General features: G+C 38.8%; 16 protein-coding genes. 15 read left to right on the forward strand and 1 reads right to left on the reverse strand.

Going from position 1 to position 15,578, the window contains the following annotated elements:
- Window positions 1–57: 57 nt before the first annotated feature.
- Window positions 58–498: a hypothetical protein gene (locus B3E00_RS10930; RefSeq protein ID WP_209577551.1), complete on the reverse strand. Its 441-nt coding sequence runs from the start codon at window positions 496–498 to the stop codon at window positions 58–60.
- A 173-nt stretch (window positions 499–671) separates the two neighbouring features.
- Here B3E00_RS10930 and mutY point away from each other — a divergent pair, with 173 nt between their 5' ends.
- From mutY to groL, 15 genes are all read left to right on the forward strand, one after another.
- A complete protein-coding gene (gene mutY / locus B3E00_RS10935) occupies window positions 672–1,721 on the forward strand; it encodes an A/G-specific adenine glycosylase (protein ID WP_293882676.1) in 1,050 nt (349 codons plus the stop codon).
- 19 nt (window positions 1,722–1,740) lie between these two features.
- Complete coding sequence (locus tag B3E00_RS10940; protein WP_293882653.1) at window positions 1,741–2,199, forward strand: single-stranded DNA-binding protein; 459 nt, start codon at window positions 1,741–1,743, stop codon at window positions 2,197–2,199.
- Between the two features lie 231 nt (window positions 2,200–2,430).
- Entirely contained in the window at window positions 2,431–3,471 is a 1,041-nt protein-coding gene (gene pheS, locus B3E00_RS10945; RefSeq protein ID WP_209577559.1) for a phenylalanine--tRNA ligase subunit alpha, read from the forward strand.
- Window positions 3,472–3,595: 124 nt separating this feature from the next.
- A complete protein-coding gene (locus B3E00_RS10950; RefSeq protein ID WP_209577560.1) occupies window positions 3,596–4,171 on the forward strand; it encodes a TetR/AcrR family transcriptional regulator in 576 nt (191 codons plus the stop codon).
- Between the two features lie 236 nt (window positions 4,172–4,407).
- On the forward strand, window positions 4,408–5,817 hold the full coding sequence (gene rlmD / locus B3E00_RS10955; RefSeq protein WP_293938419.1) for a 23S rRNA (uracil(1939)-C(5))-methyltransferase RlmD: 1,410 nt from the start codon (window positions 4,408–4,410) through the stop codon (window positions 5,815–5,817).
- 10 nt (window positions 5,818–5,827) lie between these two features.
- Window positions 5,828–6,226 carry a hypothetical protein gene (locus B3E00_RS10960; protein WP_209577563.1) on the forward strand — a complete coding sequence of 133 codons (399 nt, stop codon included), beginning with the start codon at window positions 5,828–5,830 and terminating at the stop codon, window positions 6,224–6,226.
- 199 nt (window positions 6,227–6,425) lie between these two features.
- Complete coding sequence (locus B3E00_RS10965) at window positions 6,426–7,178, forward strand: hypothetical protein (RefSeq protein ID WP_209577564.1); 753 nt, start codon at window positions 6,426–6,428, stop codon at window positions 7,176–7,178.
- A gap of 193 nt (window positions 7,179–7,371) precedes the next feature.
- A complete protein-coding gene (locus B3E00_RS10970) occupies window positions 7,372–8,067 on the forward strand; it encodes an OmpA family protein (RefSeq protein ID WP_409050314.1) in 696 nt (231 codons plus the stop codon).
- A gap of 312 nt (window positions 8,068–8,379) precedes the next feature.
- The gene (gene miaB, locus B3E00_RS10975) at window positions 8,380–9,816 is read left to right on the forward strand and encodes a tRNA (N6-isopentenyl adenosine(37)-C2)-methylthiotransferase MiaB (protein ID WP_209577570.1); all 1,437 of its coding nucleotides are present in this window, start codon (window positions 8,380–8,382) and stop codon (window positions 9,814–9,816) included.
- Window positions 9,817–9,852: 36 nt separating this feature from the next.
- The gene (locus B3E00_RS10980; RefSeq protein WP_209577572.1) at window positions 9,853–11,124 is read left to right on the forward strand and encodes a sigma-54 interaction domain-containing protein; all 1,272 of its coding nucleotides are present in this window, start codon (window positions 9,853–9,855) and stop codon (window positions 11,122–11,124) included.
- A 63-nt stretch (window positions 11,125–11,187) separates the two neighbouring features.
- A complete protein-coding gene (locus tag B3E00_RS10985) occupies window positions 11,188–11,649 on the forward strand; it encodes an LptE family protein (RefSeq protein WP_293938421.1) in 462 nt (153 codons plus the stop codon).
- A 13-nt stretch (window positions 11,650–11,662) separates the two neighbouring features.
- Window positions 11,663–12,706, forward strand: a complete 1,044-nt coding sequence (locus B3E00_RS10990; protein WP_293938423.1) for a hypothetical protein — start codon at window positions 11,663–11,665, stop codon at window positions 12,704–12,706.
- A 12-nt stretch (window positions 12,707–12,718) separates the two neighbouring features.
- Complete coding sequence (gene secG, locus B3E00_RS10995; RefSeq protein ID WP_209577578.1) at window positions 12,719–13,132, forward strand: preprotein translocase subunit SecG; 414 nt, start codon at window positions 12,719–12,721, stop codon at window positions 13,130–13,132.
- 335 nt (window positions 13,133–13,467) lie between these two features.
- Window positions 13,468–13,743, forward strand: a complete 276-nt coding sequence (locus B3E00_RS11000) for a co-chaperone GroES (protein ID WP_028070710.1) — start codon at window positions 13,468–13,470, stop codon at window positions 13,741–13,743.
- A gap of 160 nt (window positions 13,744–13,903) precedes the next feature.
- On the forward strand, window positions 13,904–15,541 hold the full coding sequence (gene groL / locus B3E00_RS11005; protein WP_209577580.1) for a chaperonin GroEL: 1,638 nt from the start codon (window positions 13,904–13,906) through the stop codon (window positions 15,539–15,541).
- The last annotated feature ends 37 nt before the right edge of the window (window positions 15,542–15,578 follow it).

A 15,578-nucleotide genomic window follows, 5' to 3' on the forward strand; every position in this document is an offset into this window, starting at 1 on the left:
AGGTACATACTGCCTTTGCAAAAGCCTGTAACAAATGTTACTGAAGGAACAAAGAATTTATAGGTCGTAATATTCGATATCGGCTGCCCTCAGCGCCTCGCTCAACAGTGGAAGATCATCTTCCTTTTGGAACAATTTGTTGCGCCATGTTCGAAAAGCCGGGCCTTTGACCGGGTGGATGATAATTAGGTTGCCGCCAGAGCGCTTCAGATTTCGGATATACGAAATACTGCTTAAAGGAAAAACGACTGTTTTCTTGGCATTGCTGATGCGGAGTACTTCTTCTTCCAAAATCCATGTCGACGATAATGTCGAACACTTAATAGCCAAGTATAAGGCAAAAGGGATCATTAAAAGAGCGATAATAATCTTGATGATTTCCTGTACCGGAACTTTAGACATGCCTATTCCAATGAGCAGGATTGAAGTCAACAATATAAACATGTATTTTCCACGGTGCAATGTCGACAAGTGAAATGTCTGCGAATTACTCTTCATATTTTGATAAACTTCCCTTTGGCGTCAATATAGGAAAAATTCTCCAAGTCTTCCCTTCCATGTGTCTATCCATTTTTAGAAACCTTCGCTATTGTGGATAAATTAATATAGTAAGAGAAACCTTGGGATGAGGTAATGCTTGGAATAGGCAAAAATTATGCATTTTTGTGGCTATGATATTTGGTGAAGAATTGCAGGCATGGTATCAGGAGCATAAGCGAGATTTACCATGGAGAGAAACACATGATGCGTATAAAATATGGCTTTCGGAGATTATTCTGCAACAGACGCGGGTGGAGCAGGGCATGCCGTACTACTATCGTTTTGTGGAGCGATTCAATACTGTAGTAGATTTTGCAAATGCGGATGAAGACGACATTCTTCACCTCTGGCAAGGTTTGGGATATTACTCCAGGGGGCGGAATATGCATAAAGCGGCTCGAATTGTCCGGGATCAATTCAATGGGATTTTTCCAGTGGATTATAAGACCTTACTAAGCCTTCCTGGTGTAGGGGAATATACTGCTGCAGCAATATCTTCTTTTGCTAATAATGAGGCCCAGGCAGTTTTAGACGGAAACGTGTTTCGTGTACTTGCACGCTATTATGGAATAGAAACTCCCATTAATTCAACGGAAGGGAAAAAGGTTTTCGCTGCGATAGCGAAAGAAAATCTGGATCAAAATCATCCGGCCCAATATAATCAGGCTATTATGGATTTTGGTGCGATCCATTGTAAGCCTAAGCAACCGCTTTGTGAGCAATGCATGTTTCGTCTTTCATGCTATGCCTTTACACGCGGCGAGGTCAATCAATTGCCTGTAAAGCTTAAAGGCAAAGGAAGCAGAGATAGATATTTCAATTATTTTATTTTAAAGGATAGCAATCGTCTTCTGATGTCTAAACGCGGTGAAGGTGATGTTTGGCAGAATCTGTATGAGTTTCCACTCCTGGAATCAGATCATACGATGGATATTGTTGATATTCTGAACGATGAGTGGTTTGTGTCTTATTTTGGGAAAGATGCTGACCTGAGCATCTTGCAGCAGCAGACTAAGCATATTTTAAGCCATCAGAATATTTATGCCACATTTTTTGAAGTGCGGTTAAAAGGAGATTTAATTCAAAAAAAATCAAATTGGGATTATGTAATTCTAAAAGATTTAGATAAATTAGCTAAACACAAGTTGATCTTTACTTTTTTGGAAAGGTCAAATTTTTAACCATTTATGCTTTTAAATTATGTCAGGAGTTAACAAAGTCATTTTAGTGGGACATCTTGGAAAAGATCCCGAAATTCGTTATTTAGAAGGCAATGTCTCTGTTGCCAGTTTTCCATTGGCAACATCAGAAACCTATAATAAAGATGGAAAAAGGGTGGAGCAAACCGAATGGCACAATATTGTTATGTGGCGAGGTCTGGCTGACGTGGCTGTGAAATATCTAACAAAGGGGAAGTTAGTTTATATTGAAGGCCGATTAAGGACGCGTACTTATGAGGATAAGGAAGGTATTAGACGATACGCTACGGAGGTCGTTGCAGAAACTTTTACACTTTTAGGTCGTAAATCAGATTTTGAGCCGAACACTGGTGCAGGTGCGGGCAATACACCCAATACGCAAGCACAAAAAGCGGAAGATAAAGAAGTTGAAGTTGATTTTACCGAAAATGACCAAGAGGATAATCCGTTACCATTTTAATCTGTAATAAGTTATGGTTATGTAAAAACTTGACTTTGGTAATCAATCGATGATAGTTAGAATAGCAGGCAAATGAGTCTGCTTTTTTGTTTATTGGACATTTTTGACTACTCGTACCGCGTAATTGGCTGCAGTTCGTTTTTTAGTTGTCTAAATTGATGTTTTTGTTCATGATCGGCGAATGCCCAAAATTTCTTTTTCGACGAAATTTTGGCTATGTTTGCTCTAATTATGTTGCAAGATAGAATTACGCAGTATACTGAGGAAATTAAGGCGTTTTCGCCGACTTCTTCAGCCGATGTAGAAAATTTCAGATTGAGGTTTTTGGTTTCAAAAGGGATTGTGAAGAATCTTTTTGATGAATTCAAAACCGTTACACCTGAAGAGAAACGTACTTTGGGTAAAGTGTTGAACGAATTTAAGCAGTTGGCAGAAAATACGTTTAAGGAAGCACAAGAAAAATTCGGACTTGGAGAGAAGCAAAAATCCGAACAGCTTGAGGGCGACTTAACATTACCGGGGCAGGGATTTCAGCTAGGATCTAGACATCCAATCTCCCTGGTTCGTAAAGAAATTGTTGAAATTTTCAAGAAATTAGGTTTTATTGTTTCGGAAGGTCCAGAAATCGAAGATGACTGGCACAACTTCTCGGCGTTGAATTTCCCTCCCGAGCATCCTGCGCGTGATATGCAAGATACTTTCTTTATCAAGAAACAGGAAGGTAATGATATTACTTTAAGAACGCATACTTCTTCCGTTCAGGTACGTTTAATGGAAGCTGGCAAACCTCCATTCCGTGCCATTATGCCCGGTCGTGTTTATAGAAATGAGGCTATTTCGGCCCGTGCACACTGTTTCTTTCATCAGGTGGAAGGTTTGTATGTAGACGAAAATGTTTCTTTTGCTGATCTGAAACAAACCTTATATCATTTTGTCCAAGAAATGTACGGGGAAGGTACTAAAGTACGTTTCCGTCCTTCATATTTCCCTTTTACGGAGCCTTCAGCAGAAATGGATATTTCTTGTACCATTTGTAAAGGTGCTGGATGTAATTTGTGTAAATACTCTGGCTGGGTAGAGATTTTAGGTTGTGGTATGGTGGATCCTAATGTTCTTGACAATTGTGGTATTGATAGTAAAAAATACGCTGGCTTTGCATTTGGTATGGGTATTGAACGTATCACTAATCTGAAATATGTAATTAAGGACTTGCGTCTTTTCTCTGAGAACGATACCCGTTTCTTGTCGCAATTTGAGACGGAATTAATATAAATTAATGTTCAAAAACAATTATTGCATCATATTATTCTCCATTATGACGAAGTCTGGGAATAATGTGATGCTTTTTAGTCTTTGATCTTGTCGCTGAAATTCGATATGCCTATTATAAAATTACATGGAACCAGATCATATCATTGAATCAATAAAAAGAACGGCACGAGAGCTTTTTCGTCAAAATGGTTATCATAAAACCAGTGTGAATACTTTGGCGAAAAAGGCCAAGATAGCAAAAGCTACTGTGTACAAATATTTTGATAGCAAAGAAATGATTTTGCATGCCATCTTGATGGATTATCTTCGCGCGAGCTTGCAGGATATTTTAAAAACGACCAAATATGAAGATGATATGGCTTCTTTTTTGGGTTTTACGATTTTGCGGGTAAGCCGACTAACCTACACCGTTTGCAATGAGTTGATCGGATGGGAGTTTATTCGGGAGTCTGCGAATGCTCAGGAATACCTAAAAACCCTTTCTGAAGATTTGGAGTTTCTGCTCTTAAGTACATTCATTCAAAATGAAAAAATTAATGAAGCGATTAGTGAAGAAAAGTTAACCTTTCTGATTAAATCCAGTAAAAGTATTGTATTTTCATTTGCGTTTACTGCGGTTTCGGATGCTGATGTGCGTAAAAATTTTATTTCCTTTCAGAAGGAAATCCTGCCTTACCTTGTTCAGGCAACTGTTCAATAAGTTCCCTTTAACGCTGTCATTCTTGTTCCAATGGCCGGGGCTCTCCTCTTTCAATGTTTTTTCTTTCTTGTGATTTGCTTTTTTTCATATTTACGTTTGTAGATATTCGATTGCGCTATTATAGTCTGTACGAAGCCGATAGCACGTGAAGAGTTCCTTTATAGTCGTGATAATCAATGCTTATAAATAATTTGTGCAGGTGAAAAATCGTTATAAAAATTGTATTTTTGCATCCTATGAGTAGAAGAATTCCACAAGATAAAAAGTTCTTGAAAGATATTGCCATCATTGATATTGCCGAAGAGGGTAGAGGTGTTGGAAAAACCGAAGATTTGGTTTTGTTTGTTGAAAAAGCTGTTCCGGGAGATGTTGTTGACGTGGAGCTTATGCGCAAGAAAAAGAATTTTGCAGAGGCTCGTGTAACTGCTTTAAAAGAGGCCTCGTCTTATCGTGTAAATCCTTTTTGTGAGCACTTTGGAGTTTGTGGCGGATGTAAGTGGCAACATATGACATATGATGCTCAATTGAAATTTAAACAACAGTCTGTCGATAATGCTTTATCGCGTATTGGGAAGGTGGATACCTCTGCTATGGAACGTATATTAGGCTCGGTGCAAACAGAATATTATAGGAATAAATTAGAGTACACTTTTTCAAACAAAAAGTGGTTGACTTCTGTGGATGAAGATGCGTCTGTATTGGAAATGAATGCTTTGGGATTTCACGTGCCGGGACGTTTTGATAAAATTTTAGATATTGATCATTGCTATCTGCAAGAAGACCCTTCAAATGAAATTCGCAATTCAATTCGTGATTTTGCACTTGGCCAAGGCATTACGTTCTACGATTTGCGTGAGCATACAGGTGTTTTGCGTAATTTGATTATCCGTATTTCTTCTACTGGCGAGATGATGGTGATCGTTGTTTTTGCTTATCCAGAAGAGGGGCAGGTAGAATTGCTGATGAATGATGTCAAAGAAAAGTTCCCACAAATCACTTCGCTATTATATATTGTCAATCAGAAACGCAATGATACGATCTTTGACCAAGATATCCATATCTACGCGGGGCGTGATTTTATTTATGAGGAGATGGAAGGATTACGGTATAAAGTTGGACCTAAATCTTTCTATCAAACGAATTCTGCACAAGCTTACGAGTTATATAAAATCACCCGTGATTTTGCCGGTCTGAATGGCGATGAATTGGTATATGATTTGTATACGGGTGCTGGTACGATAGCAAATTTTGTTGCTAAGCAAGCTCGAGAAGTTGTGGGTGTAGAGTACGTTCCTACAGCTATTGAAGATGCACAAGTCAATTCGTCCATCAATAATATTACGAATACAAAGTTCTATGCTGGAGATATGAAGGATGTTTTGACCCCTTCCTTCATTTCCGAACATGGTAAACCTGATGTAGTGATTACAGACCCGCCACGTGCAGGAATGCATGCCGATGTTGTGGCACGTTTGTTGGAAATGGAATCTCCGCGTATCGTATATGTGAGTTGTAATGCTGCGACGCAAGCGAGAGATCTTTTGTTGTTAGCGGAGAAATATGAGGTAAAGCGTATTAAACCGGTGGATATGTTTCCGCATACGCAACATGTTGAGAATGTCGTCTTATTGGAGTTGAAAAAGTAATTGTACCATTATGGAAGTAGAAGATTTATTTGCAGGGTCTGCAAGAGAAGAAAATACAACATCTACAGGACAAAGTCCATTAAAGAGCCTGCAGGTCGATCTCGATTTTTATAGTGAATCAATCCGCGAGGTAGCGTTAGAAATTGTGGAAGAAGGGTATTCTGAATATCCCATTTTTATAGCTCATCAGCATGAAGTCTCTGTTGGCGAGGTTATATTGGATCGCAAAGAGCTGGATACAAAATGGACAATTAATGCGTCTACATTGGAAGAGTTCGTTTCGATGGATATCATACAGGAGGATCGCAAATCGTCCTTCATTCAGAACTATAAACCTGCTAAAGATTTTATGTGTCTGTTTGTTGTCGTTGCGGAGGGGGCCAATTTTGTTTTTTATCCTTACAAGTAGCGGACATAAGAATATTTAAACTTTTTTAACAGTACAAGTGTCCAACTATTATTAATTTTAGCCAATAGGTAACGTGTAAATTACAATATTGTACGATTGAAAATAAGTGTGCATGCGATCTTGAGCATGCGCTATTGGATTCAATGAAACTGCTGCTACACGCTAAAACTAATCGGGATAATTGAAGAGAGCTAATAGGATGAAAATATTACAGATACAGATAGTAGGTTTTTTTTTACTTTTATTTACCTATTTCGGCGCTACTGCTCAGCAACAGCAGAAGGTTTCGGGTATGGTTTTACAAAAGGGTAACGGTAATCGCATTGGAGATGCGGTGGTAATTAATCTCCGTACGCACAGATCAACGCTGACCAATTCTTTTGGTGTTTTTACCATCGATGCATCAGTAGGAGATTCGTTATCTTTCACTAAAGTGGGTTATTCCCCTGTAAAAACCGTGTTAACCAATTTGAATGAGTTTTATGTGGAATTGCAAGAGGGCATACGATTGGAGACTGTCATTGTTGAAAGGAAAACGAAAGAAGCTGAATTAAACGATGCTATGAATAACTATTCCAAAAAGGGTGTTTATAATGGCGGTAAAAATAAGTTTGGAACTTATTTGGGTAGCCCTGCCACTGCACTTTATAATCTTTTTGGGCGAGAGGCTAAAAACGCAAAGCGCTTTGGACGATTCATGGATAGAGAGAAAGAGGAGTTGCAAGTTGACCGTATTTTTTCCCGTGAAGCTGTTAAGAATCTAACGAAACTGGATAGTGCTGAGCTGGATGCTTTTATGATACGTTATCGCCCATCTTTTGATCTCGCTGAACATTGGGGACAATACGATCTGATGCATTACGTGCAACAGTCTATGGAAGATTTTGATGCAAAGGGGAGACCTAAAGGTTCATTATTGCCAGATATTGAAGTGAAGACACAGGAGAAGTAGAACAGTTTATGCTCGAGCTCATGTTCTATTTTAAATAAATATGAGTAGATAATGTAGCGTTTTGACTGCATGGAGGAAGTTTAATAGCGCTTTTTTCCTCGTTTGGTAACAAAAAAGTTGATAAAAATATCTTTTGGCACTTAGTTTGATTTTAGTAGAGCTGTATTAGTTTAAATATAAAGTCTTAGATCGCATACATATGAAAATGAATAGAAAATTGGCTGTATTTGGTTTGACAGTCGCAACCTCAGCTATGTTATTTGGAAGTTGTTCTACCATCCAAAATACGAATAATGCCACTAAAGGCGGAGTCATTGGTGGTGTTGCCGGGGGTGCATTAGGTGCATTAATCGGTGGGAAAGCCGGTAATACGGCAATTGGTACTTTGGCCGGTGCTGCAATCGGTGGCGCTGCTGGTGTATTGATTGGTAAAAAAATGGATAAGCAAGCAGCTGAGATTTCTAAAACTGTTGAAGGAGCCGAAGTTACGCAATCTGCAGAGGGTATCGTTGTTAAGTTTGATTCAGGTATTTTATTTGACTTTAATAAATCAGACCTTAAAGCGTCAGCCAAAGATAATATTGCTAATTTGGTCACTACATTGAATAAAGAACAGGGTACTGAAATTTTGGTAATCGGACATACCGATAATGTAGGTTCACTGGCTGCAAATGAAAAAGTGTCTTTGGACCGTGCGAATTCAGTGCGTGCTTTTGCAGTATCTAAAGGTTTGGCTTCATCACGTATCCGTACTGAAGGCAGAAATTTCTCTGAACCAATTGCAAGTAATGATACAGAAGCTGGACGTGCACAAAACCGTCGGGTCGAGATCGTCATCGTAGCGGGCGATCAAATGAAAAAAGAAGCGAAGCAACAAGCAGGACAATAACTCGATTTAAGACGTTCGTCTTTCCGATTTGTTCTATTTGATGTTCAATCATAAAAAAGCGTTGATAAACTCAACGCTTTTTTTTTTGGAATAAAGTGGGTAAAAATTTCTAATGTGATTCATTTAGACCTGAAATGTGATAAATCATAAATCATATTTCTGTCTGACAAACTGTCATTATATGGATTTAAATTTCTAACTTTGTAATCTTTGAAACAACTATTGGTTGGAAATTAATTCATCAAATTATGGATTTCTGAACGGGTTGACTTCATTAAATAATAAAAATTATATTCTATTGAATAGCGAGCTATGCTAGATTTAACACATACCACTAAGGAACACGACGAATCTCGTCAGGGTGAGGCATTATTATTGGAACAGGATCCGACTTTAAGCACTGGACGTAAACTTTATATTGAAAGTTACGGTTGCCAGATGAATTTCTCGGATAGTGAGATTGTTGCTTCTATTTTGTTGGATAAAGGATTTGAGACTACCAAGAATTATCAGGAGGCTGATGTTGTTTTTATTAATACCTGTTCGATCCGCGAGAATGCCGAACAACGTGTTCGTAACCGGTTAAAGGAGTTTGAAGCTGCTAAAGCAAAGAATCCTGGAATGATCGTTGGTGTATTGGGTTGTATGGCCGAGCGTCTAAAGTCGAAGTTTCTGGAAGAAGAAAAATTGGTTGATGTTGTGGTGGGACCAGATGCTTATCGTGATCTGCCTAATTTGATTGATCAGGTTGACGATGGTGCTAAAGCCGTAAACGTTTTATTATCAAGAGAGGAAACGTATGCTGATATCAATCCGGTTCGTTTGAATTCAAATGGCGTCACCGCTTTCATTTCAATTATGCGCGGTTGTGATAATATGTGTTCTTTCTGTGTGGTTCCTTTCACACGGGGTCGCGAACGTAGTCGTGATCCGCAGTCTATTGTGAAAGAAGCTCAAGATCTTTTTAATGCGGGCTATAAGGAAGTTACGTTGTTGGGACAAAATGTCGATTCCTATAAATATACTGCTCCAGTAGCAGAAGGCGATGTTCCCAGCGAAACTGTCACTTTTGCTACTTTGCTTACGATGGTTGCGGAAATCAGTCCACTTCTGCGTGTTCGTTTTTCAACTTCTCATCCAAAAGATATTACAGATGAGGTATTGTATGCGATAGCATCACATGAAAATATCTGTAATTATATTCACTTGCCCGTGCAGTCTGGGAATTCCAGAGTATTGGAATTGATGAACCGTACATATGATCGTGCGTGGTATATGGAGCGTGTGGATGCAATTCGTCGTATTATACCGGATTGTGCTATTTCTACCGATGTCATTACTGGTTTCTGCACCGAAACGGAAGAAGAGCATCAGGATACACTTTCTATGATGGACTATGTGAAGTATGATTTCGCTTATATGTTTGCTTATTCGGAAAGACCGGGCACATTGGCGGCGAAAAGATATGCAGATGATATTCCTGAAGATATTAAAAAACGGCGCTTGACGGAAGTTATCAATAAACAACGCGATCATAGTTTATATCGTTATCAACAATTTGTTGGAAAAGTCTGTAAGGTACTCATTGAAGGGTTTTCAAAACGATCTGAGTTTGATTTTTGTGGACGTAACGACCAAAATGCATTAGTTGTCTTTCCAATAGATCCTCGATTTAAGCAAGGTGATTATGTGAATGTCCTTGTTGAATCATGTACATCTGCGACGCTGTTAGGGAAAATTGTTGATTAAGCTAACTTAGATTATTTTATTTCCAACTGGAAATTTATGGATAACCAAGATATAAAGAATAGATTTGGAATTATCGGTAATTCGCCATTGTTGAATCGGGCAATTGATATTGCGCGGCAAGTGGCTCCGACTGATATTTCCGTATTAATACAAGGTGAGAGTGGTAGTGGTAAAGAAGTTTTTTCGCATATTATCCATCAATTGAGTTCACGTAAGCATGGCCCCTTTATTGCGGTCAACTGTGGGGCTATACCAGAAGGAACCATTGACTCTGAGTTGTTCGGTCACGAAAAAGGTTCTTTTACGGGAGCACATGAAGCTAGAAAAGGCTATTTTGAAGTTGTTGACGGTGGAACGATTTTTTTAGATGAGGTGGGTGAGTTACCTTTGGGTACGCAAGCACGATTGTTACGCGTATTAGAATCAGGTGAGTATATAAGGGTCGGATCATCCAAAGTGCAGAAAACAAATGTGCGTGTAGTTGCCGCTACAAACGTGAATGTTTTTGAAGCTGTACAAAAAGGTAGATTTCGCGAAGATCTTTATTATCGTTTAAATACTGTACCCTTGCGTGTGCCCTCTTTACGTGAGCGTCCTGAAGATGTCAACTTGTTATTCCGTAAGTTTATTGTGGACTTTTCTGAAAAGTACCGTACTCCGGGCGTTCAATTGACGGACGATGCTCAGAATATGCTACGCAACTATAGTTGGCCTGGAAATGTGCGTCAACTGAAAAACGTTGCCGAACAAATCGCTGTTTTGGAGAAAGAACGTGTTGTAGATGCGTATACACTTCAAAATTATTTGCCCAATGAATCCCGGACGAGTCTTCCTGCAGTGGTTCCGTCAAATAATGGAGGGAAGGAGGATTTTTCAGAAAGAGATTTGCTGTATAAAGTTTTATTTGATATGAAGAAAGATATGGTTGATCTGAAAAAACTGGTGGTTGAATTGATTCAGAAGGGCGTTGACTCTAGCACATTTGATCAAAATTCTCCATACATTAATCAATTATATCAAGAGATCGAGCCACACTTGAAATCGGAGCCGGAAAATTATACAACACCGACTTTGACGATACATTCGCCGGCAAATGCTGCAAATGTGTTAAAAAATCCTGTTTCAAAGGATGACTATCTGCAGGATGCAGAAGAGGTGGAGGAATCTTTATCACTTGTTGATAAGGAATCTGATTTAATCAAGAAGGCGTTGAAAAAACACCGTGGTAAGCGTAAAGCTGCCGCACAAGAGTTGGGAATTTCTGAAAGAACTTTGTATAGAAAGATTAAAGACTTAAATTTAGATTAGGGGTTACAGATGTTGTCAAAAAAAATAGTATATACTTTTCTCACGACAATCTTTTTGTTTGTCATGAATAGTTGTGGGGTAAAATATGGATTTACTGGTGGGTCTATTCCTGAGGGAATGAAAACCGTTAATATTCAATATTTCGAAAATATCGCTCCATTAGTTTACCCGACATTAAGTCAGAATTTTACGGAGGCACTTAAAGAGCGTATTCGTAATCAGTCTCGATTGAGTCAGGTGAACCAGGATGGTGACGCTAACTTTGAGGGGTTTATCACGGAGTATACGATAAGTCCTGCTGCTGTTGAAGCGGGGACTGATCGTGCTGCTATGAATAGATTGACGATCACAGTCAAAGTGACTTATCATAATAAAATTAATCCTAAGGACGACTTTGAACAGCCATTTACACGTTTTAAAGAGTTCGCTGGAAACCTTCAGAGTGCACAGGAAGAGACTTTGGGTAAGGAAATTATTCAAATGTTAACGGAAGATATATACAATAAAGCTTTTGCTAATTGGTAACTCTATTTATAAGATGAATCTTAATGTATCATTACCCAATAAGGAGCTTTTTTTTCGAGCACTCAACTACCCTGATACGGTAGAGGAAGATTTGATTTTGGCCTTGATTGAAAAATACCCTTATGCACAGAGCTTACGATTCGTTTATGAACGTAAAGTTTTTGAGAAACATCAAACTGTTCAGAATTTATCTTCCACGCTGTTATATGCTTGTTCCCCGAGTTGGCTTTATGAATTTGTGCATGTTAAATCTGCCGTAGATTCTGAAGCAATAACGCAATCGGATGAATTATTAGTGGATGAGGAATCTATTGGCGATGATCGTGTTGTCGAAATTGCGGCCGATGGAGGAATAGAGGAGGATGAGTTGAATCGTTTGATTGAGGTTGGGGTTGCAACAGATTATTTTCGGTCGAATAATCAACAGGATGTAGCTATGGGTGATTTGCAGGAGTCTCCAGTTGTGGCCACGGCTCCTCAGGAATCTGTTGCCAACGAAAGTAATGATAGTCAAGAGCATGTTTCTGTTTATGATGATGATACGATGCCATACAGTTTTTTGTGGTGGCTACATAAAACAAGATTGGAGTATGCTCATACTTATCAGCCCTACGTTAAATCACCTTTGAGCCCAATGAAGCCATCAAGTGATGATGTCGCTAAAATTCACGAAAAATTAGATAGTCAGCTATTAGATCAACAGATTCGTGAGAATATTTTTCATTTGCAACCGCCTGAGGCGAAATTAAGTGATGAGGTTAAAACAACAGTCGCTTTTCAGATACCGCGCAAGTCTGACAAGGTCATTGAGAAGTTTATTCGCGAAGAACCTATCATTCAACCGCTACAAGCGGAGAAGTTGGATTTAGAGAATAAAGCCAGGAAAAGTTCGGAAGATCAGTACTCACTCGTTACCGAAACGCTTGCAAAAATCTATGTGGAACAGGGCTTATATCCAAAGGCAATAGAGGTTTACAAAAAATTAGTTTTGAAATATCCAGAAAAAAATGCTTACTTTGCGGCACGCATAACAGAATTAGAAAAGAAATTAAATTAATAACATAAAGAGATGCAAGGATTATTAATCGGTCTAATCATATTGGCTAGTATTATTTTAGCGTTTTTGGTTTTAATCCAAAATCCAAAAGGAGGAGGTTTGTCATCTGGTTTTTCGGGTGGAACGAATCTTATGGGTGTAAAACGTACAGGTGACATTTTGGAAAAAGGTACTTGGATCATGGTTATTGCCATCATGGTGTTTAGCTTGGGTGTAAATATTATTGGAACATCGCCAAGCACATCCAAAGGAGGATTGGGGGGGCAAATTGAAGCGCCTGCTCAGCAAGGTCCATTGAACTTAGGTACTGGACAAAATCCTGCTGGTGCTCCTGCTGGACAAGAGCAAACAGCTCCGGCTCAATCTCAGGAAAAAGTACCAGCGACAGCGCCTACCACGAAACCAGCGGAAGAGGCTAAAAAATAGGTGTCAATAAAAAATTATACGCCCTGTTTGTGAAAGCAAACGGGGCTTTTTGTTTTCTGTATTTTTTAGACGTTGTTGTCAATGAGTGGTTCGTGAAGGTTTTGCTAAGCGGATTAAGCGTATTAAATCGAATGGATATTCGGTAAGCAGAAGTAAGACTGGCAGACATAAAATGACAGTGTGACAGCAAAATGAATTTTTGTCGATTCGGATGTTAACTTTTGTGTGAAAAATTGTCTTAAAAGCCCTTCCAATTACAATTGGCATAAAAGATGATGTGCTTATAGCGATTATAACATAAAAATAAATTCAAAACAGATAAAAGTAAATTAATTATGGCATTAAGTATCAAACCTATCGGAGACAGAGTAGTAGTAGAAGCTGCTCCAGCAGAAGAAAAAACAGCTTCAGGGTTGTATATCCCCGATACAGCAAAAGAAAAACCATCTCAAGGTACAGTAGTTGCTGTAGGTACAGGTAAAGTTGACGAACCGTTAACTGTGAAAGTTGGTGACAAAGTATTATACGGAAAATACGCAGGTACTGAAATTACTTACGAAGGAAAAGAGTACTTAATTATGCGTGAGTCTGATATTTACGCGGTCATCTAATTCATACAAAAGATTATTTAAAAAAGAGCTTACTGGCTCGGTTAAAAATTCAAGTTTATTTTAGTGGAGCTGTAAATTTGGATGTTAAAAGATAAAACCGGTTTGCGGTTTAGTATAATATCTTCATTACACTTCTTGAAATACTTAATACTTATAAAAAATGGCAAAACAAGTAAAATATAACGTTGAGGCTCGTGAAGCCCTTAAAAAAGGTGTAGATACTTTAGCAAATGCAGTTAAAGTAACATTAGGTCCTAAAGGACGTAACGTAATTATTGAAAAGAAATTTGGTGCTCCAGTAATTACTAAAGATGGTGTCTCGGTAGCGAAGGAAATCGAATTGAAAGACGCTTTAGAAAATATGGGTGCGCAAATGGTAAAAGAAGTAGCTTCCAAAACAGCTGATCAAGCGGGTGATGGTACCACTACTGCTACAGTATTAGCGCAAGCAATCGTTGCTCCAGGTATCAAGTCTGTGGCTGCTGGTGCTAACCCAATGGATCTAAAACGTGGTATTGACAAAGCGGTTGCTACTGTAGTTGCCAACTTGAAATCACAATCTCAAGAAGTTGGTCAAGATAACAATAAAATCAAACAAGTTGCTACAATTTCAGCTAACAATGACGAAGTAATTGGTTCGTTAATTGCACAAGCGATGGAAAAAGTTGGTAATGATGGTGTTATCACTGTAGAAGAGGCTAAAGGTACTGAAACAGAAGTTAAAACTGTCGAAGGTATGCAATTTGACCGCGGTTATTTGTCACCATATTTTGTGACAAATTCCGATAAGATGGAAGCAGAATTGGATAATCCATATATTTTGATCTATGACAAGAAAATCAGCAACATGAAAGAATTGCTGCCTATCTTGGAGAAACAAGTTCAAACGGGCAAACCTTTATTGATCATTGCTGAAGATCTAGATGGTGAGGCTTTGGCGACCTTGGTGGTTAATAAAATCCGTGGTTCTTTGAAAGTTGCAGCTGTCAAAGCTCCAGGTTTCGGCGACCGTCGTAAAGCCATGTTGGAAGATATTGCGATCTTAACTGGTGGTACGGTGATTTCAGAAGAAAGAGGTTTCAAATTAGAAAATGCTGAGTTATCTTACTTAGGTCAAGCTGAGAAAGTTCAGGTTGATAAAGATAATACAACCATCATCAATGGTTCTGGAAATGTGGAAGATATCAAAGCACGTGTTGCACAGATCCGTTCACAAATTGAAACAACAACTTCAGACTACGATCGTGAAAAACTACAAGAGCGTTTGGCTAAATTGTCTGGTGGTGTAGCTGTATTGTATGTAGGTGCAACTACTGAAGTTGAGATGAAAGAGAAAAAAGACCGTGTTGATGATGCTTTGCATGCAACTCGTGCTGCTGTTGAAGAAGGTATTATCGCTGGTGGTGGTGTTGCATTTATCCGTGCTACTGAAGCTTTGTTAGATCTAAAAGGTGAAAATGAAGATGAGCAAATTGGTATTGATATCATCAAACGTGCGATTGAGGAGCCGTTACGTCAGATCTGTAACAATGCAGGTATCGAAGGTGCAGTAATTGTTCAAAAAGTAAAAGAAGGAACTGCAGATTTCGGTTACAATGCGCGTACAGACCGTTATGAAAACTTAATTGCTGCTGGTGTAATTGATCCAACTAAAGTATCTCGTGTAGCGCTAGAAAATGCTGCTTCAGTTGCTTCAATGCTATTGACTACTGAGTGTGTTTTAGCTGACGAAGCTGAAGAAAACCCTGTAGGTGCTGGTGCTCCTCCAATGGGTGGTGGTATGGGTGGCATGATGTAAGATCATCCACTTTAAAAAAAAATACGGGCTCTTTTNN

It is taken from the genome of Sphingobacterium sp. UBA5996, assembly GCF_002429765.1.
Classification (GTDB): Bacteria; Bacteroidota; Bacteroidia; order Sphingobacteriales; family Sphingobacteriaceae; genus Sphingobacterium.

Excerpts from the sequence above, each read along its gene's own strand:
- B3E00_RS11000 (WP_028070710.1), top strand. The coding sequence starts at position 13,468 with ATGGCATTAAGTATCAAACCTATCGGAGACAGAGTAGTAGTAGAAGCT.
- B3E00_RS10960 (WP_209577563.1), top strand. The coding sequence starts at position 5,828 with ATGGAAGTAGAAGATTTATTTGCAGGGTCTGCAAGAGAAGAAAATACA.
- B3E00_RS10965 (WP_209577564.1), top strand. The coding sequence starts at position 6,426 with ATGAAAATATTACAGATACAGATAGTAGGTTTTTTTTTACTTTTATTT.
- rlmD (WP_293938419.1), top strand. The coding sequence starts at position 4,408 with ATGAGTAGAAGAATTCCACAAGATAAAAAGTTCTTGAAAGATATTGCC.
- secG (WP_209577578.1), top strand. The coding sequence starts at position 12,719 with ATGCAAGGATTATTAATCGGTCTAATCATATTGGCTAGTATTATTTTA.
- B3E00_RS10950 (WP_209577560.1), top strand. The coding sequence starts at position 3,596 with ATGGAACCAGATCATATCATTGAATCAATAAAAAGAACGGCACGAGAG.
- B3E00_RS10940 (WP_293882653.1), top strand. The coding sequence starts at position 1,741 with ATGTCAGGAGTTAACAAAGTCATTTTAGTGGGACATCTTGGAAAAGAT.
- B3E00_RS10990 (WP_293938423.1), top strand. The coding sequence starts at position 11,663 with ATGAATCTTAATGTATCATTACCCAATAAGGAGCTTTTTTTTCGAGCA.
- B3E00_RS10930 (WP_209577551.1), bottom strand. The coding sequence starts at position 498 with ATGAAGAGTAATTCGCAGACATTTCACTTGTCGACATTGCACCGTGGA.
- groL (WP_209577580.1), top strand. The coding sequence starts at position 13,904 with ATGGCAAAACAAGTAAAATATAACGTTGAGGCTCGTGAAGCCCTTAAA.
- mutY (WP_293882676.1), top strand. The coding sequence starts at position 672 with ATGATATTTGGTGAAGAATTGCAGGCATGGTATCAGGAGCATAAGCGA.
- pheS (WP_209577559.1), top strand. The coding sequence starts at position 2,431 with ATGTTGCAAGATAGAATTACGCAGTATACTGAGGAAATTAAGGCGTTT.
- miaB (WP_209577570.1), top strand. The coding sequence starts at position 8,380 with ATGCTAGATTTAACACATACCACTAAGGAACACGACGAATCTCGTCAG.
- B3E00_RS10980 (WP_209577572.1), top strand. The coding sequence starts at position 9,853 with ATGGATAACCAAGATATAAAGAATAGATTTGGAATTATCGGTAATTCG.
- B3E00_RS10985 (WP_293938421.1), top strand. The coding sequence starts at position 11,188 with ATGAATAGTTGTGGGGTAAAATATGGATTTACTGGTGGGTCTATTCCT.